General features: G+C 68.2%; 35 protein-coding genes and 1 tRNA gene. 23 read left to right on the top strand and 13 right to left on the bottom strand.

Annotation, left to right across the window (positions count from 1 at the left end; genetic code table 11):
* Positions 1-104 precede the first annotated feature (104 nt).
* The 3 genes from ACQP1K_RS00800 to ACQP1K_RS00790 all read right to left on the bottom strand — a co-directional run bounded on the left by ACQP1K_RS00800 (position 105) and on the right by ACQP1K_RS00790 (position 1,841).
* Positions 105-1,160, bottom strand: a complete 1,056-nt coding sequence (locus ACQP1K_RS00800; RefSeq protein WP_433498932.1) for a hypothetical protein — start codon at positions 1,158-1,160, stop codon at positions 105-107.
* Between the two features lie 268 nt (positions 1,161-1,428).
* A complete protein-coding gene (locus ACQP1K_RS00795) occupies positions 1,429-1,551 on the bottom strand; it encodes a hypothetical protein (RefSeq protein WP_433498931.1) in 123 nt (40 codons plus the stop codon).
* Positions 1,548-1,841 carry a hypothetical protein gene (locus ACQP1K_RS00790; RefSeq protein ID WP_433501683.1) on the bottom strand — a complete coding sequence of 98 codons (294 nt, stop codon included), beginning with the start codon at positions 1,839-1,841 and terminating at the stop codon, positions 1,548-1,550. Before ACQP1K_RS00790 ends, ACQP1K_RS00795 begins: the two co-directional genes overlap by 4 nt.
* On the opposite strand from ACQP1K_RS00790, the gene ACQP1K_RS00785 reads away from it, so the two are divergent.
* The 4 genes from ACQP1K_RS00785 (at position 1,741) to ACQP1K_RS00770 (ending at position 3,102) form a co-directional block, all read left to right on the top strand.
* Complete coding sequence (locus tag ACQP1K_RS00785) at positions 1,741-1,968, top strand: tyrosine-type recombinase/integrase (RefSeq protein WP_433501677.1); 228 nt, start codon at positions 1,741-1,743, stop codon at positions 1,966-1,968. The two genes, ACQP1K_RS00790 and ACQP1K_RS00785, sit on opposite strands and share 101 nt — an antisense overlap.
* A 236-nt stretch (positions 1,969-2,204) precedes the next feature.
* Positions 2,205-2,513 carry an immunity 53 family protein gene (locus tag ACQP1K_RS00780; RefSeq protein ID WP_433498930.1) on the top strand — a complete coding sequence of 103 codons (309 nt, stop codon included), beginning with the start codon at positions 2,205-2,207 and terminating at the stop codon, positions 2,511-2,513.
* Positions 2,514-2,587: 74 nt separating this feature from the next.
* Positions 2,588-2,947: a hypothetical protein gene (locus ACQP1K_RS00775; protein WP_433498929.1), complete on the top strand. Its 360-nt coding sequence runs from the start codon at positions 2,588-2,590 to the stop codon at positions 2,945-2,947.
* Positions 2,947-3,102 (top strand): hypothetical protein, encoded by a 156-nt coding sequence (locus tag ACQP1K_RS00770; RefSeq protein WP_433498928.1) that lies wholly within the window; start codon positions 2,947-2,949, stop codon positions 3,100-3,102. Before ACQP1K_RS00775 ends, ACQP1K_RS00770 begins: the two co-directional genes overlap by 1 nt.
* 938 nt (positions 3,103-4,040) lie before the next feature.
* On the opposite strand, the gene ACQP1K_RS00765 is transcribed toward ACQP1K_RS00770, so the two are convergent.
* A complete protein-coding gene (locus ACQP1K_RS00765; protein WP_433498927.1) occupies positions 4,041-4,244 on the bottom strand; it encodes a hypothetical protein in 204 nt (67 codons plus the stop codon).
* Positions 4,245-4,565: 321 nt separating this feature from the next.
* The gene (locus tag ACQP1K_RS00760) at positions 4,566-4,892 is read right to left on the bottom strand and encodes a hypothetical protein (RefSeq protein ID WP_433498926.1); all 327 of its coding nucleotides are present in this window, start codon (positions 4,890-4,892) and stop codon (positions 4,566-4,568) included.
* 274 nt (positions 4,893-5,166) lie between these two features.
* Between ACQP1K_RS00760 and ACQP1K_RS00755 the strand changes: the two genes are divergently transcribed.
* The 11 genes from ACQP1K_RS00755 to ACQP1K_RS00705 all read left to right on the top strand — a co-directional run bounded on the left by ACQP1K_RS00755 (position 5,167) and on the right by ACQP1K_RS00705 (position 10,438).
* A complete protein-coding gene (locus ACQP1K_RS00755; protein WP_433498925.1) occupies positions 5,167-5,310 on the top strand; it encodes a hypothetical protein in 144 nt (47 codons plus the stop codon).
* On the top strand, positions 5,301-5,492 hold the full coding sequence (locus ACQP1K_RS00750) for a hypothetical protein (RefSeq protein WP_433498924.1): 192 nt from the start codon (positions 5,301-5,303) through the stop codon (positions 5,490-5,492). Before ACQP1K_RS00755 ends, ACQP1K_RS00750 begins: the two co-directional genes overlap by 10 nt.
* A gap of 156 nt (positions 5,493-5,648) precedes the next feature.
* Positions 5,649-6,494 carry a sigma factor-like helix-turn-helix DNA-binding protein gene (locus ACQP1K_RS00745; RefSeq protein WP_433498923.1) on the top strand — a complete coding sequence of 282 codons (846 nt, stop codon included), beginning with the start codon at positions 5,649-5,651 and terminating at the stop codon, positions 6,492-6,494.
* 4 nt (positions 6,495-6,498) lie between these two features.
* Positions 6,499-7,317: a protein phosphatase 2C domain-containing protein gene (locus ACQP1K_RS00740; protein ID WP_433498922.1), complete on the top strand. Its 819-nt coding sequence runs from the start codon at positions 6,499-6,501 to the stop codon at positions 7,315-7,317.
* An 83-nt stretch (positions 7,318-7,400) separates the two neighbouring features.
* The gene (locus ACQP1K_RS00735) at positions 7,401-7,781 is read left to right on the top strand and encodes a DUF4190 domain-containing protein (RefSeq protein WP_433498921.1); all 381 of its coding nucleotides are present in this window, start codon (positions 7,401-7,403) and stop codon (positions 7,779-7,781) included.
* 141 nt (positions 7,782-7,922) lie between these two features.
* The gene (locus ACQP1K_RS00730; protein ID WP_433498920.1) at positions 7,923-8,081 is read left to right on the top strand and encodes a hypothetical protein; all 159 of its coding nucleotides are present in this window, start codon (positions 7,923-7,925) and stop codon (positions 8,079-8,081) included.
* Positions 8,082-8,172: 91 nt separating this feature from the next.
* Positions 8,173-8,322: a hypothetical protein gene (locus tag ACQP1K_RS00725; protein WP_433498919.1), complete on the top strand. Its 150-nt coding sequence runs from the start codon at positions 8,173-8,175 to the stop codon at positions 8,320-8,322.
* A 150-nt stretch (positions 8,323-8,472) separates the two neighbouring features.
* Entirely contained in the window at positions 8,473-8,658 is a 186-nt protein-coding gene (locus ACQP1K_RS00720) for a hypothetical protein (protein WP_433498918.1), read from the top strand.
* An 87-nt stretch (positions 8,659-8,745) separates the two neighbouring features.
* Entirely contained in the window at positions 8,746-8,946 is a 201-nt protein-coding gene (locus ACQP1K_RS00715) for a hypothetical protein (RefSeq protein WP_433498917.1), read from the top strand.
* 23 nt (positions 8,947-8,969) lie between these two features.
* Positions 8,970-9,599: a hypothetical protein gene (locus ACQP1K_RS00710; protein ID WP_433498916.1), complete on the top strand. Its 630-nt coding sequence runs from the start codon at positions 8,970-8,972 to the stop codon at positions 9,597-9,599.
* A complete protein-coding gene (locus tag ACQP1K_RS00705; RefSeq protein WP_433498915.1) occupies positions 9,518-10,438 on the top strand; it encodes a site-specific integrase in 921 nt (306 codons plus the stop codon). Before ACQP1K_RS00710 ends, ACQP1K_RS00705 begins: the two co-directional genes overlap by 82 nt.
* A gap of 56 nt (positions 10,439-10,494) precedes the next feature.
* On the opposite strand, the gene ACQP1K_RS00700 is transcribed toward ACQP1K_RS00705, so the two are convergent.
* From ACQP1K_RS00700 to ACQP1K_RS00675, 6 genes are all read right to left on the bottom strand, one after another.
* A tRNA-Ala gene (locus ACQP1K_RS00700) sits at positions 10,495-10,570 on the bottom strand.
* A gap of 152 nt (positions 10,571-10,722) precedes the next feature.
* Complete coding sequence (locus ACQP1K_RS00695; protein WP_433498914.1) at positions 10,723-11,427, bottom strand: HAD-IA family hydrolase; 705 nt, start codon at positions 11,425-11,427, stop codon at positions 10,723-10,725.
* A gap of 39 nt (positions 11,428-11,466) precedes the next feature.
* Positions 11,467-11,631 (bottom strand): DLW-39 family protein, encoded by a 165-nt coding sequence (locus tag ACQP1K_RS00690; protein ID WP_160330452.1) that lies wholly within the window; start codon positions 11,629-11,631, stop codon positions 11,467-11,469.
* Between the two features lie 272 nt (positions 11,632-11,903).
* Positions 11,904-12,299: an ATP-binding protein gene (locus ACQP1K_RS00685; RefSeq protein WP_433501676.1), complete on the bottom strand. Its 396-nt coding sequence runs from the start codon at positions 12,297-12,299 to the stop codon at positions 11,904-11,906.
* Between the two features lie 191 nt (positions 12,300-12,490).
* On the bottom strand, positions 12,491-13,399 hold the full coding sequence (locus tag ACQP1K_RS00680) for a helix-turn-helix domain-containing protein (protein ID WP_433498913.1): 909 nt from the start codon (positions 13,397-13,399) through the stop codon (positions 12,491-12,493).
* A gap of 103 nt (positions 13,400-13,502) precedes the next feature.
* Positions 13,503-13,739 (bottom strand): DUF397 domain-containing protein, encoded by a 237-nt coding sequence (locus tag ACQP1K_RS00675; RefSeq protein ID WP_433498912.1) that lies wholly within the window; start codon positions 13,737-13,739, stop codon positions 13,503-13,505.
* 148 nt (positions 13,740-13,887) lie between these two features.
* Between ACQP1K_RS00675 and ACQP1K_RS00670 the strand changes: the two genes are divergently transcribed.
* From ACQP1K_RS00670 to ACQP1K_RS00640, 7 genes are all read left to right on the top strand, one after another.
* The gene (locus ACQP1K_RS00670) at positions 13,888-14,490 is read left to right on the top strand and encodes an ATP-binding protein (protein ID WP_433498911.1); all 603 of its coding nucleotides are present in this window, start codon (positions 13,888-13,890) and stop codon (positions 14,488-14,490) included.
* Between the two features lie 236 nt (positions 14,491-14,726).
* On the top strand, positions 14,727-15,116 hold the full coding sequence (locus ACQP1K_RS00665) for an STAS domain-containing protein (RefSeq protein WP_433498910.1): 390 nt from the start codon (positions 14,727-14,729) through the stop codon (positions 15,114-15,116).
* A gap of 147 nt (positions 15,117-15,263) precedes the next feature.
* The gene (locus tag ACQP1K_RS00660) at positions 15,264-15,707 is read left to right on the top strand and encodes a CBS domain-containing protein (protein WP_433498909.1); all 444 of its coding nucleotides are present in this window, start codon (positions 15,264-15,266) and stop codon (positions 15,705-15,707) included.
* A 411-nt stretch (positions 15,708-16,118) separates the two neighbouring features.
* On the top strand, positions 16,119-16,328 hold the full coding sequence (locus ACQP1K_RS00655; RefSeq protein ID WP_433498908.1) for a heavy-metal-associated domain-containing protein: 210 nt from the start codon (positions 16,119-16,121) through the stop codon (positions 16,326-16,328).
* The gene (locus ACQP1K_RS00650) at positions 16,325-17,365 is read left to right on the top strand and encodes a hypothetical protein (RefSeq protein WP_433498907.1); all 1,041 of its coding nucleotides are present in this window, start codon (positions 16,325-16,327) and stop codon (positions 17,363-17,365) included. The genes ACQP1K_RS00655 and ACQP1K_RS00650 overlap by 4 nt, the downstream gene beginning before the upstream one ends.
* Before the next feature lie 30 nt (positions 17,366-17,395).
* Positions 17,396-19,777 (top strand): heavy metal translocating P-type ATPase, encoded by a 2,382-nt coding sequence (locus ACQP1K_RS00645; RefSeq protein WP_433498906.1) that lies wholly within the window; start codon positions 17,396-17,398, stop codon positions 19,775-19,777.
* A gap of 164 nt (positions 19,778-19,941) precedes the next feature.
* Positions 19,942-20,445 carry a DinB family protein gene (locus ACQP1K_RS00640; RefSeq protein ID WP_433498905.1) on the top strand — a complete coding sequence of 168 codons (504 nt, stop codon included), beginning with the start codon at positions 19,942-19,944 and terminating at the stop codon, positions 20,443-20,445.
* A gap of 106 nt (positions 20,446-20,551) precedes the next feature.
* Here the strand turns inward: ACQP1K_RS00640 and crcB are convergent, their stop codons facing one another.
* A complete protein-coding gene (crcB, locus tag ACQP1K_RS00635; protein WP_433498904.1) occupies positions 20,552-21,175 on the bottom strand; it encodes a fluoride efflux transporter CrcB in 624 nt (207 codons plus the stop codon).
* Positions 21,176-21,445: 270 nt separating this feature from the next.
* Here crcB and ACQP1K_RS00630 point away from each other — a divergent pair, with 270 nt between their 5' ends.
* Positions 21,446-22,066, top strand: a complete 621-nt coding sequence (locus tag ACQP1K_RS00630) for a phosphatase PAP2 family protein (RefSeq protein WP_433498903.1) — start codon at positions 21,446-21,448, stop codon at positions 22,064-22,066.
* A gap of 108 nt (positions 22,067-22,174) precedes the next feature.
* Here ACQP1K_RS00630 and ACQP1K_RS00625 read toward each other — a convergent pair whose 3' ends face one another.
* Positions 22,175-23,086 carry a nitroreductase/quinone reductase family protein gene (locus ACQP1K_RS00625; protein WP_433501675.1) on the bottom strand — a complete coding sequence of 304 codons (912 nt, stop codon included), beginning with the start codon at positions 23,084-23,086 and terminating at the stop codon, positions 22,175-22,177.
* Positions 23,087-23,141 lie beyond the last annotated feature (55 nt).

Genomic DNA, 23,141 nt, shown 5'->3' with positions numbered 1-23,141 from the left:
ACCCCTGTTGGCCGTTCTTAATGGCCCGCTGATGGCCCGACGGCCAACTGGCCCTATGTGGGTGACCTACGGGCTTGAGTTCAGCAGCACAAGCGTGCGCACGCTCATACGGGTTGTTCCTCCTTCGGAGCCGCTGCTCGGCGCACCCGTACCGCCAGCAGAACCATGACGATGGGAAGGAGCGTGTCCAGGACCCATGCAATCGTGACGGGATCGGTCGCCTCGTCCGAAGACTGTGCACACCCGAGCACAGGCATCCAGTTCATCATCAGGTCACGGACCACCAGAGGCACCAACGTCAGCCAGCCCACCACCCGACCCAGCGGCCGGTGCCCGGTGAGTGCCAGCAGCACCCAGAGCCCGAAGCCCACCCCCAGCACGATCGGCTGCGGGATCAGGATCAGTACGGCCGTCGCGGGCCCGAGCAGGATCTCCTCCATGCCGCCGAAACAGCTGCCGTCCATAATCATGATCGAGTACTCGGCTGACCCGTCGGCGCGGGAAGTCCAGACCATTGCTTGAGGAATGCTCACCAGCACCAGGGCGACGCCCCACAAGACCAATGGCCACCGCCAGCGCAGCGGACGAAGCTCACGCCGTCCCTTCCGATGGACGGCGCGGCCGAGCGCCATCAGCAGCGCGGCCGTGGCGAAGCAGGCCCCGGCGAGAAGTAGCAGGTCGTTGGCGTCCCAGGGCAGGAACCGCAATGCGCCGCCATAGGCGGCGAACCCGAAGTCGATGGGTCCGCCAACAGCGACCTGGGTCGCGAGATATTGCTGGATCTCCTCCTCGCTCGGCCCACCGAACCCGGTGAACGGCGGCAGGACGGCGGCCACGGCGAGCAGAGCCAGCAGCGCAGCGCCCAGCCGCGACGCCCACCGCCTGCGGCGCAGCACCACGACGGGCACCACAAGCAGCGCGGCCACGACCGCACCGACGACGACGTTCGCGGGCTTGGGCATAATGACCGCGGGAGCCAACGGCATCAGGATAGCCAGAGCGCATAAAACAGGCACGGAGATCTTCGACGACACCAGCGACGCATTTATCGCTCGCAGTGCGCGCATGTCAAACCACACCTCGGGAAGGAGCGCCACTCCTGCGACGATGAAGCGATCATCGGCGTCCCCTTCGCCCACAAGCAGGTGGAGGTGGCGCATACTGGTGTCTCCTTTGGGCGCTTGAACACCTGTACCGCGGTCACGGGCGGTTGCTGCCAGGCGTTGTCCGCTCTCGTGGAGGCGTCGTATGGGTGAGGGGTTGAGACGTCGGGTCTCTAGCAGCGGGGAATGCCGTCGTCGCAGTCGCAGGTGGTGTTACGGGGGTCGTCGGTGAACCACCCGCACAGCACGCACCAGGAGACGGGGTTCCAGTCGTCGGATTCCATGACCTTCCTTCCGGGTTGTAGATCAGCTCTGGGCAGGTGGGTTAGTCGTGGTTGTCGATTCCGGTGCCGTCGCAGTCGCGGGAGGTGGTGGCCTGGCCGTGGTCGTCGTTGACCAGGCCGGTACCGCCGCAGGTGCAGCAGCGGAACGCGCCGAAGAGGGTCATGCGCTCTCGCCCCCGTTCGGGGTGTGGCCGGTACCCGAGCAGGTCAGGCACGCGGCGTACTGCTGGACGGTGCGGCGGCGCAGCCCACGGCCAATCACCTGGGCGATCAGGGCTTGCCCCTCGCCCTCGCAGTCCGGGCACGGGGTGGGCGTGAGCAGGTCGGCCAGCATGGGCGACTTCCGGAAGGTTCTGCACGCGGCAGGGCTCGACAGCGAGAGGTGGACCCCGAAGGAGATGCGGCATAGCTTCGTCTCGTTGCTCTTGGACTCCGGTGTGCCTATCGAAGACATCTCGCGTCTGGTGGGCCACGCCAACACGGTGGTCACAGAGACGGTCTACCGGAAGCAGCTACGGCCCGTTCTGCTGGAGGGCGCTGAAGCCATGGACGAGATCTTCCCTGGCGAGATCAGAGCGTAGTCACTCAGTTAGTCACTCACCCCCGTCGAACGATCACCGGCGGGGGTATCTTTTTCGAGGTGGAGCCTAGGGGATTCGAACCCCTGACTTCCTGCTTGCAAAGACGCATGTCGATCTTGCTCGATTTGCGGATACGCAGCTCACGGAGCTGATCGCGTTCCCCGTGACTCTCCGCTGTTCCCCCTCGTTTCCGGCCCCATCGGGCACGCGACGGGCACGGCTGGCAGACTCACTACGTGATCACGGATGCACTCGTCTTCCTTCAGTCTTGGTACGCCTCCTGCTGCAATGACGGCTGGCAGCACAGTTACGGCGTGACAATCGACACCTTGGACAATCCGGGATGGCACCTGAAGATCGACCTCGTCAATACGCCTCTTGCCGGGGTCTTGCTGGACCGCCTAGTGGTGGAACGCGCCGAGGATGACTGGGTACACGCCTGGAGCAACGGGATCCACTTCGAAGGAGCATGTGGGCCTCTGAACCTCGGTGAGGTGTTAGAAGCATTTCAAGACTTCGTCGGCAATGCTGTCTCACCCCCCTGACTGATGCTCTCACCGGGTGAGCGGAGGCCGACAGCCCGAGAAGCCCCGGCGACGGCATCCGGCACAATCACTGAATGTTCAACTTCGGAATCCCCCGATACAGGCCGGAATGGTTGAGCGGACGCTCGGCGATCACTGCCACTCATGGGGCGAGACTGGGCCGCCTCGTCGACCGGCGACTGACCCGAGCGCTGCTGGTGTGGGACCTTGACGAGGACAAGTGGTTCGCCGACGGCCCGGTCCTCCTGGACTTCGAGGGCGAACAGGTCGAGATCAACCACGGGAAGTTGGACGAGCTCTCCATCACCTGGAACACCATCGATCCAGCGCGCTCGCCGGACTGGCCGGACTTTCACCTCGCGTGGCGAGACGATGCACCCCGGATGAACTCACCGCGCTGGTCGGGCAGCCTTGTTCGGCAGTGGAGCTGCTGATGTGGAGGAACAGGGATCTCGTGGAGGGGACGATCGTGTCCTTGGGGTTCGGCTTTCCGAACGGCCAAGTGACGATCTACAACGCGCTTGACGAGAACGGGATGGAGTTCACTCCGCCTGGCGACTACTACACGCGGTACAGCATGGCCTTCTGATCCGTAGGTCCCCAAACGATCTCCAGTGTCGTTCAGGATCGTTCGCCGTGCTGGTCGGCGGTCGCCCCGCCGTTCAGGTTCGTTCGGCTCAGTTCGTGATCGTCCATGCGGGTGGCTCCCAAGGTGGCTCCCGAAACCAGGTCGCCGCCAACTCCATCAGCCCATACTCGATCACGAGGGTCCGCCGAGGAGCCCGCCCGCGTACCTACATGGTGTTCCGGTGGTCCGGGGCTGAGGAACGAAGCCCCGGACCGTCGATCGCCCCTAACCATGTACGGCGACCAGCCACAGCAAGGCGATCGTAAGGGCTGCGGGAAAGAACAGGCTGTCAGCTTGGGAAGTGCATGGATCACGGCTCGTAGTGGTGCTGACCTGGGCGTGGGGCCGGTCAGGAGTAACCGTGGTTGCCCCCTCGTTCCCCTGACTAATTGCACGCTAATTGCATACGATCAAGAATGTGACCTTGTGGAGGACTACCAGCGAACGCTGATCGGCCGCATGGTCGAACACCTCGACCTGTACGCCTCGGGCCGGATATCGCTGCCTAAGTTGGTTGACGATCTTCGAGGGCTCTTTGAAGCATCGGACCCTCGTGAGCCTGAGATCAGAGACTCGTTTCAGTGGCTGTGGGCTGATCTCGATGGAGAGTGCGAGTTGAGGACTCAGCCGTGGGCGCCGGCCGGGGCGGCTGACGATGATCGCTTGGCCAGGGTGATCGGTGATCTGCGCTTGTGGGCTACGCGAGCAGCTGCAGGCGAACTTCCCACGCGACCGCGGACGCCTCCACTCTCCTGATCATCCCGTGTGCCGTCGACCCGCCTGAGGGGGACCCGGCGGCCTTGGTCTGCTCGCGAACTGTCGGCGGCTTTACAGCGTCCCGGCTCGTCATGGCCTCTGACCTGGCGTTCAGCCCCTTGCGACAGCCATGGCCGCAAAGATCATTCCGCGGATATTCCGCGCTCACGACTCACGACGCTGATCACGTAGATCTGATCCTGATCGAAGAATTCCGCGACGATCGACCCATCCGAGCTCCTTTGGATGGCGTACGCATCGGACTGTATGCCGAGATCGCCTAGCGCGAGCGCGTCCATGATCTCTTCAATTATCCGGTCACGCAACGACTCCGGCGTGTCTTCCATGAGGCGATGGTGTCATGCAAGTGCGGCCCGCACACTCCTCCCCCGTCCGCGCATCCCGTATGCCATTGACCCATCGCGAAGCGACAGCGGGCCAGCGACGGAGACGCAAGCCCGTCTTCGCGTGTACGTCAGCCGGTCGCCGTTCCTCGGCCATTGGACGCCAAGGGGCACAGACGGGCTTGGGCCAGAGGAGTTGGTCTGCTGGGCTCCGCCTGGGTCGAGGGCAGGCGGGATGCGCGGCTCCACCTCAGCCATTTGCGGCCCGCGCTCTCCAGCTCCGTGGCATCCCGGAGCCGGAGGCCCCCGCCGGAGGCATTTAGATCAAGCTGTGTTGGCGAGATCAGCGATGGCCAGGGCTCGTAGTAGCCCGGAGAGATGCGTTAGGTCGTGCCAGAGGATCACGTCGTCATTCTTCGAGCGATCAAGCGCGTCGTGCAGCTCAGCCAGGTCGTCACTGATCTGACCGCACCCGACGTGTCGGGTTGGATCACTGTAGATGTCGAAGGCGGCCTGGAGAGGGATGTCCCAGTAGTAGTCGACGTTCCACCGTGAGAGGTCGATTCGGGCGCCATGTCGCCGCTCCACGGCGTCCAGGAGCAGGGTAGACAGTCGGCGGAGGTCTGCAATCTCAAGGACCATGTCGCTCATGCGATCATCGTTGCAGGCGAGTGCGGCGGGTGGGGCGCTCTCTATACGGTCCGCGGCCTGAGCCGCTGGCGGCAGGGACCGGCCCCCAGGCCGCATGCCCGGCCGCCGAGCGGGCGCAGGGCCGCGAGGCGGCGCGTAGCGCCGCCAGGCCGAGCCCGACCGGGTCTGGCTCGGCGTCGTTGACCAGGGCGGCCCTCACGTCCCGGCCGTCGTTCACGACTGCGCGCACCTCGACGAGCACGACGACGAGGAGAGCGGGCGCGGGCTGCTGCTGGTGTCCTGCCTGGCCGACTCCTGGGGCGTGCGCGGCGACATGGCGGGCCGTACCGTCTGGGCGCTGCTCAAGGTCACCCCGACACTGGCCGCCCCGGCAACTGCTCCGGTCACAGCTATGTTGGGGGTGGCGTCATGCCGCTGAATCGCTGCTTGAGCCCGCACGTTCCGCTTGCCGTCTACGAGCTGTGCACGGCAGGCGGTCAGGGATTCATCCGCCGCACCCTCCAGCGGGAGGGCTCCCCCGAGGTCCACGAGACGCACCGCTGGCCCATCCCCCGCGCTTATGAGATGTGGGCGGCGGTACTGTCGGGCATGGCGCGGTGACCCGTGAGCCCGCGTGGGGTCCCCAACCGACGCTCAGCGATCCGAGCCGTGGACTCAAAAACCGGCAAACCCCTCCAACCCGTCCTATCCAGAGGGATAGACGACATTTCGTCTAGGGCTCTAGACTCTGCGGAGCACCAGCGAGGAGGAACCACCGTGCCACCCAGCGACCTTGAGCGCATCGCCGCGATCGACGACCCCTATCTCCTGCTCAGGGCCGCAACCGAACGCCTCAACGCCGCACAACAAGAGGTCACCGAACTCGCCCGACTGCGCCGCCGGGTCATCCAAGAACTGCACGCCCAGGGCATGTCGTACGCGCAGATCGCCGAGAAGGCCGGCCTGTCACGGGGGCGCATCCATCAGATCCGCCACACCGGCCCCGCCCCGGAAGGGGTCTTCCTCGGCACCGGCACCATCACGTTGGCCACCCCACTCAAGCAGGAGGCCGGCAACGCCCGCCCTGTCGTCGCGATGGAGGACGTGACGGCGGCCAAACGGATCGAGGACCTCGCCCGCGGCTTCGGCCTGTCGCTGGACCTCGAACACGTCCCCCTCGGCGGCGAGATCGACCTCAACCGGCCCAACCTGATCGTGATCTGCGGGCCCAAGCTGTCGCCGGTCATGGGCGCCCTGTATGAGTCCGATCCGGTGCTGGAGTGGGTCAAGGCCGATGACGGCCCGTGGACCTTGCGCGACCGCTGTACCGGGACGGTCTACCGCTCCGGCTCCGACTCGACCCCGCCCCGCCCGGTCGACTACGCCTATCTCGGCCGCCTGGCCCGGCCGGACGGGAACGGCAACGTGCTGGTGTTCACCGGCATCCACCCCCAAGGCTCCCTTGGCGTCGTGCGCCTGCTCACCACCGACATCACCACGCTGTGGGGGCAGGTGGCCGACCGGCGCTTTTCCTGTGTGGTCGGCGTCGAATACGACCCGAACACGGGGGAACCAGTGAACGCGGAACTGGCAAGCCCGCTGTACCGGCACGAGGAGGACTGAACGCGTGCGCGTCTGCCTGGCCACCGAAGCGGCCCCCGGCCACGTCAACGAAGACTTCGTCGCCGCCACCGCAGACGCGGCAGTCCTCTTGGACGGGGTCGGAACCCCGCCCGGCTCCGACTGCGGATGTCTCCACGGCATCACCTGGTACGTCCGCACCCTGGGCTCGACCCTGCTCGCCTCGATGAAGCACGATGCCGCTCCCCTGGCCGAGATCCTCGCCCACGGCATCAAGACGGTCGCCACCCTGCACGAGGCCACCTGCGACCTGTCCCATCCGGGCTCGCCCTCGGCCACCGTGGTCATGCTCCGCCATACCGGCGACGCCGTGGACTGGCTCGTCCTGGCTGACTCCGTCCTCATCCTCGACACCGGCGACATGGCAGACCCGATCGTGATCTGCGACGATCGAGAGGCCCAGGTCGGCGCGGCCTACCGGGCGCGCATGGACGCCCTCGACGCCAGCAGCCCCGAGCATGTTGCCGCACACCGCGAGTACGTCGAGGCCCTGCGCGCGCACCGCAACCGCGACGGCGGCTTCTGGGTCGCCTCCGTCGACCCCCTCGCAGCCCAACAGGCCCTCACCGGCACCGCCCCCGCCGACAAGATCCGCGCCGCCGCGCTCATCAGCGACGGCGCATCCCGCCTCGTCGACCGCTTCCACCTCGCCACCTGGCACGACACCCTCGACATCCTCGACCAGCACGGCCCGGCAGAACTGATCCGCCGCGTCCGGGAGGCCGAGCACTCCGACCCCGAGGGCGAACGCTGGCCACGCGGCAAGGCGTTCGATGACGCAACGGCAGTCCAGGTAACGATGTGAAGCCAGAGAAAGAGGCATATGGCGGAACGAGGGTCAGGGATCTACGATGACCTACTCAGCGATCCGCGAAAGGTTCGTCCCGATTGACAGAGAATGCCGAGCAGCAAGTTCCCTCCGGGGAGAACGGCGATAACAGCCAACAACCCGATTCGCCCTCACCGATGCCAACGCAGCAACCACAACCCATCTACGTGGTCCTGCCACCCACCAACAGGTTTGCAGTTGCCTCTCTGGTCCTGGGGATTATGTGGCTCTGCATGATCGGCAGCATCCTTGCAGTGATCTTCGGACACGTAGCCCGAAACCAAGTCAAGCGGAGCGGCGAAAGGGGCGATGGCATCGCATTCGCGGGGCTTCTGCTCGGCTATATCGGCGGAGGAATCGGCCTCGTCGTGTGGTTCAGCCACCCCCTCCGCGATGCCTGGGAACATCTCGCACCGTCATTCTGGCTCGGTAGATGGTGATTTAACCGCCTTGAACTAAAGAGGCCCTGCGTACGCAAGGCCTCTTGTAGCACTCAAGCACTTTCTTGTTCACCCCCCTAGACAGTTCGTCGAGTAGCCGCCCAGCCATCACTGTCTAGGGGTGAACGGGAGGTGATGGTCATGGCACTCCAGGGACCCATTCCGATCAGCTTCGCGCTGCTGTTCCCGCACGGCTGCTACGTCGTGGGCGAGGTGCAGGCCGCCAAAGACTTCGACGCCAAGGGGACACCCAAGCCAAGGACAAGGTCACCGGGCTGCCGGTCTGGCAGGTACCGGTGATGGACGCCGACCCCTCCCTGAAGGCCGCGCAGAAGACGGTGAGGTTCAGCCGGTCGTCCCGCCGTCGCTGCCGGGGCTGCCGATCGCGCCGGTGGAGTTCGAGGGGCTGGAGGTCAAGCCGTACGTGCAGCAGGCCACCGGCCGCCTGGCCTACTCGATCTCGACTCGGGTGATGCGGGCTCCGCGCCCGCAGTCGGCCAAGACCACCGGCTCGGGCTCGGGTAAGGAGGCGGCGGCGTGAGCCGGGACCCCTACACCTACGTCACGGTGTCGATCGACTCCGACGAAGCGCCGCGCGTCGGGGTCTCGTTCTACACCCCGGCCTGCGCGTCAGAGCGAGCGTTCTCGACTCGGGGCGGCCTTCCTCGACATCAGCAGCAAGACCGCCGATGTGTCGATCTCGACCACCGGGTCCGGCGCGGTCACCTCCACCGACCTGGAGATCGCCCGACAGCTCTTCAACGCCGCCGCGTCCTACCTGGCCGACCGCGAGCGCCTGCACGCCACACAGTCCACCACGCCCGACCTCTCCGGCCCGTCCGACCGGCGCGCGCAGGCGACCGGTACGGCGGCCTGACACGAAGACGGGGCCGCTGGAAGCGGCAACTTCCGGCGGCCCCTTGAACTCTCTCCCGACACCACATCAAGAGAGGACTCGAGTCTAATGTTCAAGAAACCGCCCGGAGACGAGGCACGTAACCTCGTCTCCACCACCCCGGACACGGCGGTCGTGTTCCGTCCGGCCGTCGTCCGCCCCCCCGCGATCGTCACCATTGTGATCTGGCTGTTCCGCCTTGTCGCGGGCCTGGTCCGCCTCGTCGTCCGCACCCCGTCGCGGTCGCCGTGCCGGTCGGTCTCGGGGTGATCTGGATCCTTTACGGCCGGACCATGGCATTGACCGTGGCCGCCTTCGTCCCGGCAATGGGCCTGTCGTGGTTCCTGCTGGAACGGGACTCGTTCCTGCGCCTGGTGGGTTGGAGGCTGCTCGCCTGGTGGCGGCTGGTGTTCGTCTACCGGCGGCACTGGCAGCCAGTCATGACGGTTTCGGGCCTCGGCCGGTACCTGCGCGGGCGGGACTACCTTCCCCACCTCCGCCGGGTCACCTGCGATGCGTGGGCTGACCGCGTCAGCGTGAAGATGCTTGTCGGGCAGGCCGTCAAGGACTGGGCCGATCGAGCCGAGCACCTGGCCCACGGGTTCGGCGCCCCCTCCTGCCGGGTCGCGGTCGCGCGGGCGGGTCGTCTGGTGCTGACCTTCCCTCGGCGTGACCCGCTGGCTGTTCCGCTGCCCGCCGTCCCCATTCCCGGTGATCGTGATCCGGGGGTAGGGCTGGTTGAGATCGGTCGCTGCGAAGACGGGCGACCGCTGCGGCTGAAGGTCCACGGCACCCACGTCCTGATCGCGGGCACGACCGGGGCGGGCAAGGGCTCCTACCTGTGGGGGGCACCATCCGCGGCCTGCTCCCCGCGATCCGCGCGGGCCTGGTCCAGGTCTGGGCGCTCGATCCGAAGCGGATAGAGCTGTCCTTCGGCCGGGAACTCTTCGACTCCCGGTATGCCGCTGATCCAGCCGAATGCGCCGACCTGCTCGACGAGGCCGTGAGCGTGATGCAGGAGCGGGCCGACCGGTTCGCCGGCCTCCAACGCTCCCACACGCCCACGATCGATGACCCGTTCATCCTCACCGTCTCCCAGGTCTTCGAGCTGGCCGACAAGATGGCCGACCGCCGGTTCCGTGCCCTGATCCTGCTGACCACCTTCGCGAGCCTGCGTTGGGGTGAGGCAATCGCGCTGCGGCGATCGGACATCGACATCGAAGCGCGAACCGTCCGCGTGCGGGAACAGCTCATCGAGTTGGACGGGGGAGAAATGGTGCTCGCACCGCCCAAGTTGCGGGCCGGCAAGCGGACGGTCAGCATCCCCTCGGCGATCGTCCCGGCCCTGACCGCGCATCTCATCGAGTTCGTCGGCCCGGCGGAAGACGCGTTCGTCTTTCTCGGCAAGCGGGGCGCGTTCCTGCGCGGCGGCAACTTCCGCCGTGAGGCCAAGTGGGCGGAAGCACTCAAGGAGATGGGCCTTGCCGGCCTGCATTTCCACGACCTCCGTCACACAGGGAACACGCTTGCCGCGCAGTCAGGAGCGAGCCTCGCCGACCTCAAGGCACGGATGGGCCACGACAGCGACCGGGCGGCGCTGATCTACCAGCACGCGACGCGCGACGCTGACCAGAGGATCGCTGACGCGCTGAGCGCTCGCGTGCAGGCCGAACAGCGTAAGGCGAAGAACACCAAGAAGCGGAAGAAGGACAAGAACGACGATGACGACGGCAACGCGGGCGCGTTGGTCCCGGTGAGCTAATGGCCCGTTAATGGCCCGAGCGCCGCTTTCCTTGATCGGAGAAGCGGCGTTTTGGCTGGTGGAGCCTAGGGGATTCGAACCCCTGACTTCCTGCTTGCAAAGCAGGCGCTCTGCCAGCTGAGCTAAGGCCCCTCCGGGAACGATCCGCGACCTGGGAAATCGATAGATCGCAAAGGCCGTCCGGCCTGTACACCGTAGCAACAGCGTACGGCCTCGCGCCACTCGACTAACCACGACGCCGCCCCGTGTCCACCGCCTGGGCGACGATGGACATGGGGCGCGCGTCAGTGGGTGGTGGGGGCGACGGCCTCGGTGCCGAGGGCCAGGGCGGGGAAGTCGGCGATGGAGTCGAGGATGTGGGTGGCGCCGCCGCTCAGCAGGCGCTCCCGGCTGTGCACTCCGGTGAGCACTCCGGCGATGATCGACGCGCCCGCACGGCTGCCGCAGAGCATGTCGCTCTCCGAGTCGCCGGCCACGGCCACCTGCCGTACGTCGTCGATCCCGCAGCGCAGCAGGGCCGTGAGGACCATGTCAGGGTACGGCCGGCCCCGCCCGGTGTCCTCCGGGCACAGGGCGAGATCCAGCTTGTCGGACCAGCCGAGGGCGCTCAGCACTCGACCGAGGGTGGACCGGCTGAACCCGGTGATCAGCGCGATCTTCACTCCGGCGTCGCGGAGCTTCTCCACGGCCTCGACGGCGCCGGTCAGGGGAGTGAGCCCCGTCCGTTCGAGGGCGCCCTCGTAGGATCGCTCGAACGCCAGGTTCGCCACCTGCGCCTGGACCTCGTTGCCGGGGAAGATCCCCCGGAAGACTTCGATTTTGGGGCATCCCCGGGACCTGTGCACATGCACCATCGCCCGCGCATACGCACTGGTCCCAGGAACGATGCCCTGAGTGGCGATCGCCTCGGCGAACGCCCTTTCCACCATGCTGATGTCACCGATCGTGGTTCCCGCCAGGTCGAGGCAGGCCAGCTTCACGGGTGGCATTCCCGCGCCTTCCGCCACGATCACGCCCCATCCAGATGGTCAGTTCTCGCTACCGGTGGCCTCAGTCCACAGATCGAGCTCGGCGCGGTCGGCCTGCACCTTACGCCAGACCAGCAACCCCCCGAGAGCGACAAGTGCGAGAACGAGCAGCTTCTTCACGGTGTGACCCCACTTCTCAACGGTCTCACCTGCCGGGTGAGACAACGCCCGGTTCTTCGGCTCCCTGCAGCCTAGCAAGTGATCGGCTGCTGACCCGGATCGCGCGGTAATCGGGTGAACCGAATGTGCCGGTCACGGATAGACCGCCCGGCATGCCGTACGGCTCGCACTTCGGGTCGATGAGATCAGAAATGCCCAGGTCGTGTCGGTGCTAACCCTCACGCTAGAGCAGGACAAATACGATTTCAGCCTGGATTCAGGACATTCAATCCGATCTCGCTCCCAGCGGAAAGGATCACAGGACCGGCGCGGACAGATCACAGGACCGGCGCGGACAGCCGGATCGTCGTGCCGTCGGCTCCGGCGCTGACGTCGAGGTCAGCGAGGAGATCCATCAGCCACAGCCCGCGTCCCCCGTAGTCGAACCGCGCCACCGGCTTGGGCCGCTGGAAGACCTCCGGCGGAATGCCCGGGCCGCTGTCGGTGATCTCGCAGATGAGCGTGTCCGGCTCCCGCCATAATGCGATGCCGCGGGGCGGAAAGCCGTGCCTGACCGCGTTGGTCACCGCCTCATGCACCGCGAGGACGAAATCCTCGAGCGTGATGCCGGCGAGGCCGGCCTTCCTCGCCGACCCGGTGACGAGATGCCGCACTCTGGTAACCGTGTCCCGGTCGAACTCCAAACTGAGGAGGCTGCCCGCCAAGGCCCTCACCACCCCTCGGTCCCCCGGCGCGCCTTTCTAGCCAGTAGGTCCACTTACCGCCGAATCGTGCCTGACACGCGTTTCGTGGTACCGCTTGCGTCACATTCCGGTACTGCTTACGCCACATCCTCGGGGGGGCGTACGATTCCGGGCGCGCATGCGACGGGATCCGCGAGGGCACGCCCACGCACGCGTGTGTGTCACAGGTCGGCGGTGAGCCGGTGCAGCATGTCCTTCGTCTTGGAAACGGAGTTGGCGGCGACGCACAACCGGTCCATGACCACCAGATAGCGGTCGACGTCCTCCCGCTTGTCCAGGTACACGGCACTGGTGAGCTGCTCCAGGTAGACGACGTCGGGCAGGTACGCCTCCGAGAACCGCAGGATGCTGAACGGGCCGCCCGCCGCCGCGAGCCCGCCCGCGAGGAACGGCACGACCTGGAGCGTTACATTGGGCAGCGCGACCAGCTCCAGCAGGCGCTCCAGCTGGGCGCGCATCACGGCCCGGCCCCCGAGCGGGCGGCGCACCACCGCCTCGTCGACGACCGCCCACAGATGCGGGGGCTCCGGCCGCGTCAGCACCGCCTGCCGCAGCATGCGCAGCCGCACCCGCCGCTCGACCTCCTCGGCCGCCGCGTCGGTGTGCCCGAGCCGTACCACGGCCCGGGCGTATTCCTCGGTCTGCAGCAGCCCGGGAACGAACTGGACCTCGTAGTTCCGGATGCCGGCGGTCGCCTCCTCGAGGCCGACGTACGTCTCGAACCAGGACGGCAGTACGTCGTCGTAGTTGTGCCACCATCCGGGGGCCTTCGCCCGGGGGACGAGCGAGAGCAGGGCCTCCCGCTCGCCCTCGTCGTGCACGCCGTACATCGTGAGGAGATCGGCGACATCGCGGGTGCGGAAGCCGACGCGGCCGAGCTCCATCCTGCTGATCTTGGAGTGGGACGCGCGGATCTCCCGTCCGGCCTCCTCGAGCGTGATATGGCTGCGCTCCCGCAGGCGCCTCAGTTGTGCCCCCAGCATGATCCGCAGGACGGTGGGGCTCTGGCTTTGCTGCGTCGGCAGGGGGTCTGGGAGGAGCGGGGTACTTTCCGGCGAGGCGGCGATCATGTGCAGGTCCTTACGGGCACGCCGGTTACTGATGCGCGATTCACGATACTCCGAACCCCTCGTCACGCAAGCGGTCAATCATTTTCCCAGGTTAGGGACCTAATCAACGGAGGAAGTCATCGAACTCCCCCTCTTTGACCGACCTGATAAAGCCCGCAATGTCTGATATGCCGTAAATGAGCACTGGCCCCGCCGGGTGGCGGGAGTTCCGCATCGCCACCCTCTCATTGGGCAGCACGGTGAGCTCCACACAGTTGCCGTTGGGGTTGCTGTGGCGGCTCTTCCGCCACGCAGAGCCCGCGAGGGTAGCGGAGGACGGCCAGTTTTCGATCTTGTTCATCGCGTCTCGCTTTGCTGTTAGCCAGGTCAGGCGGAAAAGTTTGTGCGTCTGCACGTGCATCTGTACTTGCACAGAAGCACCAATGAGAGCAGTATGACTAACTGAGTCATCCAGCCACACGGCCGACAGCTACCTCATAGGGCTCTCAATGACTGGTTATCGGGCAGACAGCGCTTCCCTCGCGGATGCCGATAGCGACGGCTGGAAACACTGGCAGATCACCCTGGAGCAGGTCTTTCCCAGCGGCACCCGATGGCCCTGGCTTTCCTCGGAGGACCAGCCCTCGGCGGACGAGCGGCGCGGCGGGCTGCGTGTCGCCCAGCAGGAGTTCCAGCGTGAGATCCTGGCCGCCCGTACGGCACGGCACTTCACGAGCGCCATACTGCGAAGCTGGTCGATGCCGGAGATCGTCGACGACGCCGCGCTCGTGGTATGCGAACTGGTGGCCAATGCCGTACGGCACGGACTCAGCCGGCCGTTGATCCCGCCCCGTCCCGTCCGGCTGCTGCTGTTCGGCTCCCGCCGCGCGCTGCTCTGCGTGGTCACCGACCCGAGCGACGCTCCCCCGCTCCTGCGGGAGCCGGATTACGTGGCGGAGACGGGCCGCGGGCTGCAGGTCGTCGCCGGAGTCAGCGAGATGTGGGGCTGGACGCCGATCCATCCCCGGGGAAAGGCCGTATGGGCGGGCTTCACGCTCGACAGGGCCCGGATGGAGACCGTCCCGCCGACCTCACACCCGTTCCCGACCTAGCCGGTTCGCCCTTCCTCCCGACCTCGAGCACCGATTCCCCTGTCAGCCGATCCGCGGTGATCGGACACGTGCGCAACACCATGTCTTCGGACCATTGACACGCATCCTGTCTCCACCCCACCCTCATCATTACTGATCCTGCCCATCAGGAAGGTAGGGGCTCGTGACGAGGATCGACATTCCCCGCCCCGTCGGGATCTCCCTCCCCCCGCGAGACACGGTCGCGTGAGGGATCCGTGGCGCCGCCTGCCAGCCCGCCCGCCGACGCCGGCGGAAACCTCGAACACAGCGGCCAGGGACACATCGTCCTCTACGCCGACCGGCATCTCCGTGTCACATGGTCGCCCCCGGACACGTCGGTCACGCTGAGCGGAGAGGTCGACGTGTCCAACAGCGCCGAGCTCGCCTCCGCCCTGACCCGGGTGCCCGACTCCGACCACGCGATCGTCGTCGACGCGGCGGATCTGCGCTTCATCGACCTGTCGGGGCTGCGCGTGCTGCTCGACCCGAGCCTCGGCCACGGGAATTCCGCCACGGGCTACGGCCGGGCCGTACGGCTGCGCAACATGCCGCCACACCTGGAGCGCCTGCTGCGGCTTCTGGGCGGCGGCCACGACCGCCTATGATCGATCGTTTACATCTCGTCATGCCCTCCGATGGCCGCTAAGGTGGGGTGGGGTGTGCCGGGAAGCCTGGTCGGCGAAGAGTTCGTCCTCGTTCCCGAAGAGGCGGCACGTGACCCGCGCGACCTCAATGCCATGGACAGGTGAACCATGCGCGCTCGTGATCTCATCACCCAGGTCCCCACGGTGATGGTGGACTCCCCGGTCATCGAGGCGGCGCGCCTCATGGTCGGGCGGAATCTGCCCGGCCTGATCGTGCTCGACGAGCGGAACAGGCCTTTCACGATCCTCCCGGGCACCCAGGTGCTCCGGCTGGCCGTACCGCGCTACTGCCAGGACGACCCCACGCTCGCCCGAGTGATCGACGAGGCCCACGCGGACGAGTTCGTCCACGCGCTCGGCGACCTCACCGTACGCCAGGCCCTGCCCGACCAGCCGCGCGAGCTCCCCGTGACCGAGCCGGACGCCACGGTGCTGGAGGTGGCCGCGCTGATGGCGCGCACCCGCAGCCCGATCGTTGCCGTCATCGACCGCGAACGGCTGCTCGGCGCGGTCACGCTGAACCGCCTGATGACCCGGCTGATGGACGCATGACGCTGACCGCGTGGTCGGCGGCGGTCGTCTTCGTCGCCGCTTACACCCTGATCGCCGGTGAGAAGGTGCACAGGACCAGGGCGCGCTGATGGGCGGCGGCAAGCGGATCAGCTTCTGGCAGTTCAGCAGGTACGGCCTGGTGGTCACCGTGGTCACCGTCGCGCCGGCGGTGCCGTACCTCTGGCTGCGTTACCTAGTCTGAGAGCTCGTAGAGTTCGGCGAGAACCCGCGAGCCCGGGGGCAGGACGAACCCGGGGTCGGATGAGACCCCGAGGGTCGGACGAGACAGGGTGGGTTCAGCAGACCGGCCGCTTTCAGGGCGTGTCGGAAAAATACCCTAGGGGGGTAGGGTGTTAGAATGGATATTCTCGGTTAAGTATCGGATTTTCCGGACAAAGAGGAGCAATTGAGATGGCGACCAGCACCTACACGATCAAGGGCATGACCTGCGGCCACTGCGTCAGCTCGGTGACCGAAGAGGTCGAGGCCGTTCCCGGCGTCACCGACGTCAAGGTCGAGCTGGAGACCGGCCTGATGGAGGTCGTCAGCGACGGTTCCGCCGACGGGGCGGCGATCGTCGCCGCCGTCAAGGAGGCCGGCTACGAGGTGGTGAATCCATGAACGAAAACCTCGTGAAGCTGGGCGCCTACGGCGCCGGGCTGATCGTGGTCTTCGCCGCGGCCCTGGGCGTCGGCGCTGCGGCCGGTGACGTGGTCGCAGAACCGGCGGGGCACGCGGCCGACGTCGGGCGCCTCGCGGCCTCCCCGTCCCCCGGCGCTCCTCTGTCCCCGGCGGGGCACGACGCCGCCGGCGCCCACACCACGCACGCGGAGACGGCGGCCGACCTGCCGGATGGTCTGCAGGTGTCCCAGAACGGCTACACCCTGGTCCCCGAGACCACCGTGCTCACGCCGGGCGAGCCGGTGGACTTCCGATTCACCGTCACCGGGCCCGACGGCTCCCCGCTCACCGCGTACCAGGTCCAGCACGAGAAGAAGCTGCACCTCATCGTCGTCTCACGCGATCTCGGCGAGTTCCTGCACCTGCACCCGGACGAGGCGGGCGACGGAGTGTGGTCGGTCGAGCTGACGCTGCCGCGCCCCGGAGCGTACCGGGCGTTCGCCGATTTCGTCCCGGAGGACGCGACCGGCCTCACGCTGGGCGTCGACCTGTTCGCGCCGGGCGATCAGACGCCCCGGCCGCTGCCGAAGCCGAGCCGTACGGCCACGGTGGACGGCTACACGGTCACGATGACCGGGACCCTCGCCTCCGGCGCAGCGGACACGCTCGTCTTCGAGGTGAGCAGAGACGGCAGGCCCGTCACCGACCTGCAGCCCTATCTGGGCGCCTTCGGCCACCTGGTCGCGCTGCGCGCCGGTGACCTCGCCTACCTGCACGTGCACCCGGAAGGTACGGCGGCGGCCACCGGAAGCGGCTCGACCGCCGAGCGGGTCGCTTTCCACGCGAAGGCGCCGAGCCCCGGCGACTACCGCCTGTTCCTGGACTTCAAGCACGGGGGGACCGTGCACACGGCCGCCTTCACCGTCCGCGCCGAGCGGGGGTCAGCGGATCACGGCGCAGGCGACCACGACTACGGTGACCACGGATCCGCCGATCACGAGTCCGGCGACCACGACTCCGGCGACCACGGGCACTGACGCGGGGCACTACGCGAGAAAGGAGGGGCGATGACTTCCATCACCGATGGCAGGCCCCCCGGCCCCGGCGGCACGGTCGAGATCTCGATCGGCGGCATGACCTGCGCCTCGTGCGCCAACCGCATCGAGCGCAAGCTCAACAGGCTGGAGGGCGTGACCGCCACGGTCAACTACGCCACCGAGAAGGCGAAGGTCAGCTATCCCGAGGGCCTCGACCCCGGGCTGCTCGTCGCCGAGGTGGAGAAGGCCGGTTACCGGGCCAGGCTGCCGGCGCCGCGCCGGCTCCAGCCCGTGGAGACGCCGCTTCCCGGGCCTGCTGAGACACGGCGGGAGCGGGCAGAGCCCGCGACGCGGTCCGGGGAGGCCGGGCCGGGCGGAACCGGCGCCGGCGAGGTCCGTACGGCCGAGGCGTCCTGGCCGCCCGAGCACGGGGCCGACCAGGAGGACGAGTTCGGACCGCTGCGCAACCGGCTGATCACCGCCGTGGTGCTGGCCGTCCCGGTGATCGCGATGGCGATGATCCCGGCGCTGCAGTTCACGAACTGGCAGTGGCTGTCGCTCACGCTCGCCGCCCCCGTCGTGATCTACGCCGGTCTGCCGTTCCACCGGGCCGCGTGGACCAACCTGCGGCACGGCGCGGCCACCATGGACACGCTCGTCTCGCTCGGCACGATCGCCGCGCTGGGCTGGTCGCTGTGGGCGCTGTTCTTCGGCACCGCCGGCACGCCGGGCATGACCCACCCGTTCGTGCTGACGATCGAGCGCACCGACGGGTCCGGCAACATCTACCTGGAGGCCGCGGCCGGGGTCACCGCGTTCATCCTCGCCGGGCGCTACTTCGAGGCCCGGTCCAAGCGCCGGGCCGGCGCCGCGCTGCGGGCCCTGATGGAGCTGGGCGCCAAGGACGTCGCCGTGCTGCGCGACGGCCGGGAGGTGCGTATCCCGACCGATCGGCTCGCGGTGGGCGATCGGTTCGTCGTACGGCCCGGCGAGAAGATCGCCACGGACGGAGTCGTCGAGGAGGGGACGTCCGCCGTCGACGCCGCCATGCTGACCGGCGAGTCGGTCCCGGTGGAGGTACGTCCCGGAGATCAGGTGACCGGCGCCACGATCAACGCCGGGGGACGGCTGGTGGTCCGCGCGACCCGCGTCGGCTCCGACACCCAGCTGGCCCGGATGGCACGCCTGGTGGAGGAGGCCCAGACCGGAAAGGCCCAGGTGCAGCGGCTGGCCGACCGGATCTCCGGGGTGTTCGTGCCCATTGTGATCGCGCTGGCCGTCGGCACGCTCGGCTTCTGGCTCGGCACCGGTCACGGCGCCGGGGCGGCCTTCACGGCGGCGGTGGCCGTACTGATCATCGCCTGCCCATGCGCGCTCGGTCTGGCCACCCCCACCGCGCTGCTGGTCGGCACGGGGCGCGGCGCTCAGCTCGGCATCCTGATCAGAGGGCCCGAGGCGCTGGAGTCCACGCACGGGATCGACACCGTCGTGCTGGACAAGACCGGCACGGTGACCGAGGGCAAGATGAGGCTGGTCGAGGTCGTCACCGCCGACGGCGTCGCCGAGGAGGAGGTGCTGCGCCTGGCCGGTGCGCTGGAGCACGCCTCAGAGCACCCCATCGCCAGGGCCATCGCCCGCGACGCGGCCAGGCGGGTGGGGGACCTGCCCACGCCGGAGGACTTCGCCAACGTCGAGGGCCTCGGCGTACAGGGCGTCGTCGACGGCCACGCCGTCCTCGTCGGGCGGCCGGCCCTGCTCGCCGAGTGGTCCCAGCACCTGCCCGCCGACCTGGAGCGCGCGCTGCGGACCGCCCAGGAGGCCGGCCGTACGGCTGTCGCCGTCAGCTGGGACGGCTCGGCACGCGCGATCATCGTGGTCGCCGACACCGTGAAGCCGACCAGCACGGAGGCGATCGGCATGCTGCGCGGCCTGGGGCTGACCCCGGTGCTGCTCACCGGCGACAACGAGGCCGTGGCGAGGACGGTCGCCGCCGAGGTGGGCATCGACGAGGTGATCGCCGGGGTGCTGCCGGCGGGCAAGGTCGACGTGGTCAAGCGGCTGCAGGCCGAGGGCAGGAAGGTCGCCGTGGTGGGCGACGGGATCAACGACGCGGCGGCGCTCGCGCAGGCCGACCTCGGCCTGGCCATGGGCACGGGAACCGATGTCGCGATCGAGGCGGCCGACCTCACCCTGGTCCGCGGCGACCTGCGGGTGGCGGCGGACGCGATCCGGCTGTCGCGCCGCACGCTGCGCACGATCAAGGGCAACCTGTTCTGGGCGTTCGCCTACAACGTGGCCGCGCTGCCGCTGGCCGCCGCCGGCCTGCTCAACCCGATGATCGCCGGAGCCGCGATGGCGTTCTCCAGCGTCTTCGTGGTCACCAACAGCCTCCGGCTGCGCCGGTTCAAGTAGAACTCCCCCGGTGTCGTTCGGTGTCGTTTCACCGGGCCCGCCGCGCGGGCGGTCGATCGGTCCATGGACGATCACCGTCGTGGCGGGCCCGCCGCGCGTGCTCCCCGGAAATGTCGGTCGGCCTCAGTAGCGTCCGGCATGACACCGAACAACGGGGGGACACGATGACGAACGGCGCGACTCTCAGCAGGGAGCGGGCGGACCTGCTCGCCAGTCTCGGCAAGCACCGGGGCTTCCTGCGTTACACCGTTCAGGGGCTCACCGACGAGCAGGCCACGAAGCGACCGACCGTCAGCGAGCTCTGCCTGGGCGGGCTGATCAAGCATGTGGCCCGCGTCGAGGATCAGTGGGCCCGATTCGCCGTCGAGGGCGCCGAGGCGATGTTCGCCGACGACGCCGACTGGGCCGGCGGGTTCCGGATGGAGCCGGGCGACACCCTTGCCGGTCTGCTGGCCGAGTATGAGAAGGTCGCCGGGCACACCGACGAGTTGGTGCGCACCCTGGACCTCGACGCCGCCCATCCGCTGCCGAAGGCGCCATGGTTCGAGCCGGGGGCGAGCTGGACGGTACGTCAGGTGCTGCTGCACGTCATCGCCGAGACCGCGCAGCACGCGGGGCACGCCGACATCATCCGAGAGGCGATCGACGGCCAGAAGACCATGGGCTGAGGTCTGTTCGCCGGACCATTCCGCAGGGCAGGGCCGTACCGACGAGGACGCGCACAGAACGGCGACCGAAGCCGCCGGACACCGGTGACATCACGTGACCGATGCTCTAGGGGTTCTCCACAGACTTCGCCCGTCTGTGGAGAACATTCCGTACGGCCCGGCCCGCGACCGCACCGGCGACGACGCCGCCCGCCCAGACGGCGACCAGGCCGACGATGAGGCTGCCGACGGCGTATGCGGCGGCAGACGTCCAGACGCCGCGGGTCACGAGATCCACGATCTCCACGGTGAAGGTGGAGAACGTCGTATATCCACCAAGGAGACCGACAGCGAAAAAGGGCCGGACGTACCACCGGGGCGGCCAGACGCTCAGGACGAACACCATCAGGCAGCCGAGCGCGAAGCAGCCGCTGACGTTGACGAGGAACGTCGCCCACGGAAAGGCCCCCGGCCGGGTGGTGAACGCCTGACCGACCAGATGTCTGGCCACGCTGCCCAGGCCGCCCCCTGCGGCGATCACCGCGAGAATGCTCCAGATCCTCCGGGGAGAGGCGGCCCTCCCACGACCCGGGAGCGGCTCTCTCCCGGCATCAGGCTCCGGCGGCCGGGAGGGGTCCGGCTCCGGGCCGGGACACGCGGTGCGTACGTCCGCTTCCAGCTCGATGCCGGGATCGATGTCCGGGGCGGCCGGCGGATCCGCCGGCTGGTCGCCGGGCGGACGTCCGTGCATCGATCCTCCCCCCATATCCGCCTCCCTTCCGGCGACCGAGGCCCTGACCTGTGCCGTCAGGAGCCATCAGCCGTCAGCGGCGGTTCGGGCGGCGGGCGGACGGTCGTGCGGACCATGCCACCGCCCCGGCGGGACCCATCACCTGATCGCGAGTTTACGCGCCCGGCTCGGCGAACGCTCAAGCGGACGGTTCAGCGCCGGGGAGTTCCTGACCGACCCGAAGACCGTGCTGGGGCAGGACCGGGAACGGCACTGGGAAACCCAATCATTATGGACATCGACACGAGCATCTATCTGGAAATCAACGGCTTCGCCCGATCCACCCCCTGGCTGCAGGGTGTCGTATCCGCCTACGCCTGGTGGGGTGGGCTGTCCGCGCTCGCGCTGCTCCTGCTCGTCGGCTGGTGGCGGGCCCGTCGGTGTCTCCATCCGCCGGGCGCGGTCGCGACGGCCGCGCTCACCGGTCTCGCCGCGGTGCTGGCCCTCGAGGTGAACCAGGAGTTGATCTCACCGATCTTCTCCCGGATCCGCCCGTGCAACGCGATCCACCATGCGTTGGTGCTGCTCCACTGCGGACATGACTTCTCGATGCCCAGCGACCACAGCGTGATCGCGGGCGCGTTCGCCGCCGGGCTGTTTCTCCTGGATCGCAAGCTGGGCGCGCTTGCCGCCGTGCTCGCCCTGCTGGTGGCGTTCGGTCGTGTCTACGCGGGGGTGCACTATCCGGCGGACGTGGTGGCCGGTCTGCTCACCGGGGCGGTCATCGGCGTGCTCGTCGTGGTCACCCTGCACGGCATCACGGCCTCACTCGCCGCCCGTCTCGCCCAGACCGCCCTCCACCCGCTGATCTCGGCCGGCATCGATCGCCGCGGCACGACCCAGCCGACCTGAACCCCGGCCCTCCGCAGGCGCGTCGGGAGGGGACAGGCGGCGTTTCCCGCGGTCCCCTCCCGCACGGTCCCACCTCCACCACCCGGGCTCCCCCGGGCCGGTCGCGGCTCAGGCCGCGGGCGGCCCCGGCGGGAAGGGAATGTCCGCGAGGACGGGGATGAGCGACTCCTCCTCGAAGTCCAGGTGCGCCTCCAGTTCGCCGGCCATCCGGTCCAGCTCGGCACGGAACCGGTCGGGATCGGCGGAGGCGATGTCCGCCAGCAGCCGCTCGAGTTCGCCCCGGATCCTGTCCACGGTGCGATGCTCGGCGCGCAGCCGTGCGATCGTCTCGCGCAGATGCGGATGCCGCCGCTCCATCTCGGGCAGCATCTGTGCGTCCTCCCCCATGTGGTGGAACTGAAGGGACTCGCAGAAGGCCAGACAGTGCTGTCTGAGCTGCAGGCCGAGCCCCACACGCGGGGGACCGGCCGCCTCGGCGCCCGTACCGGCGGCGGCTCGCGCCGCGAAGTGCGCAGCCGCCTCGGCCCTGACCCGGCGAAGCTGGTCACGCAGCCATCGGTGGATCTCGACGAGCTTGTCGGCGAGGTTGGTGATCTCACCGGGACCGGCTTCGGCGAAGGAGCGCTCGAGCGCCACCACCGGCAGCCGTCGCTCGACCCGGGCCTGGTAGTCCCCGTAGCCGGGCGCCACCCGCACGATCTCCTCGAACAGCCGGTCGCGCTCGGCGCCCTCCGCCGGGACCGCGACCGCGCCGAAGGTCTCGCTGCCGATCTCGACCTGCACCATGGGATGCCTGAGCAGGTTGTGATACCAGGCGGGGTGGCGGGGTGAACCACCCGCCGAGGCGACGACGAGCAGCCGGTCGCCGACCCGGACGTAACCCAGTGGAGACGTCTGCTCTCTGCCCGACTTCGCCCCCACCGTCGTCAGCAGCAGCAGGTCACCTCCTTCGAAAGGGCCGCCGACGCGCCCGCCGTTGGCGCGGAACTCCTCGACGATCGGCCGGTTGAACTCGCTGATGTACGGTTCGGGCCGCGCATACGGGCCGTGGTCATGGGCCTCGGTCTGGTCTCGA

This window comes from Sphaerimonospora sp. CA-214678 (assembly GCF_050942215.1).
Taxonomy (GTDB): Bacteria; Actinomycetota; Actinomycetes; order Streptosporangiales; family Streptosporangiaceae; genus Sphaerimonospora.
The sequence above is the reverse complement of the archived record's forward strand: the minus strand, read 5'-3'. Positions and strand labels throughout refer to the sequence as shown.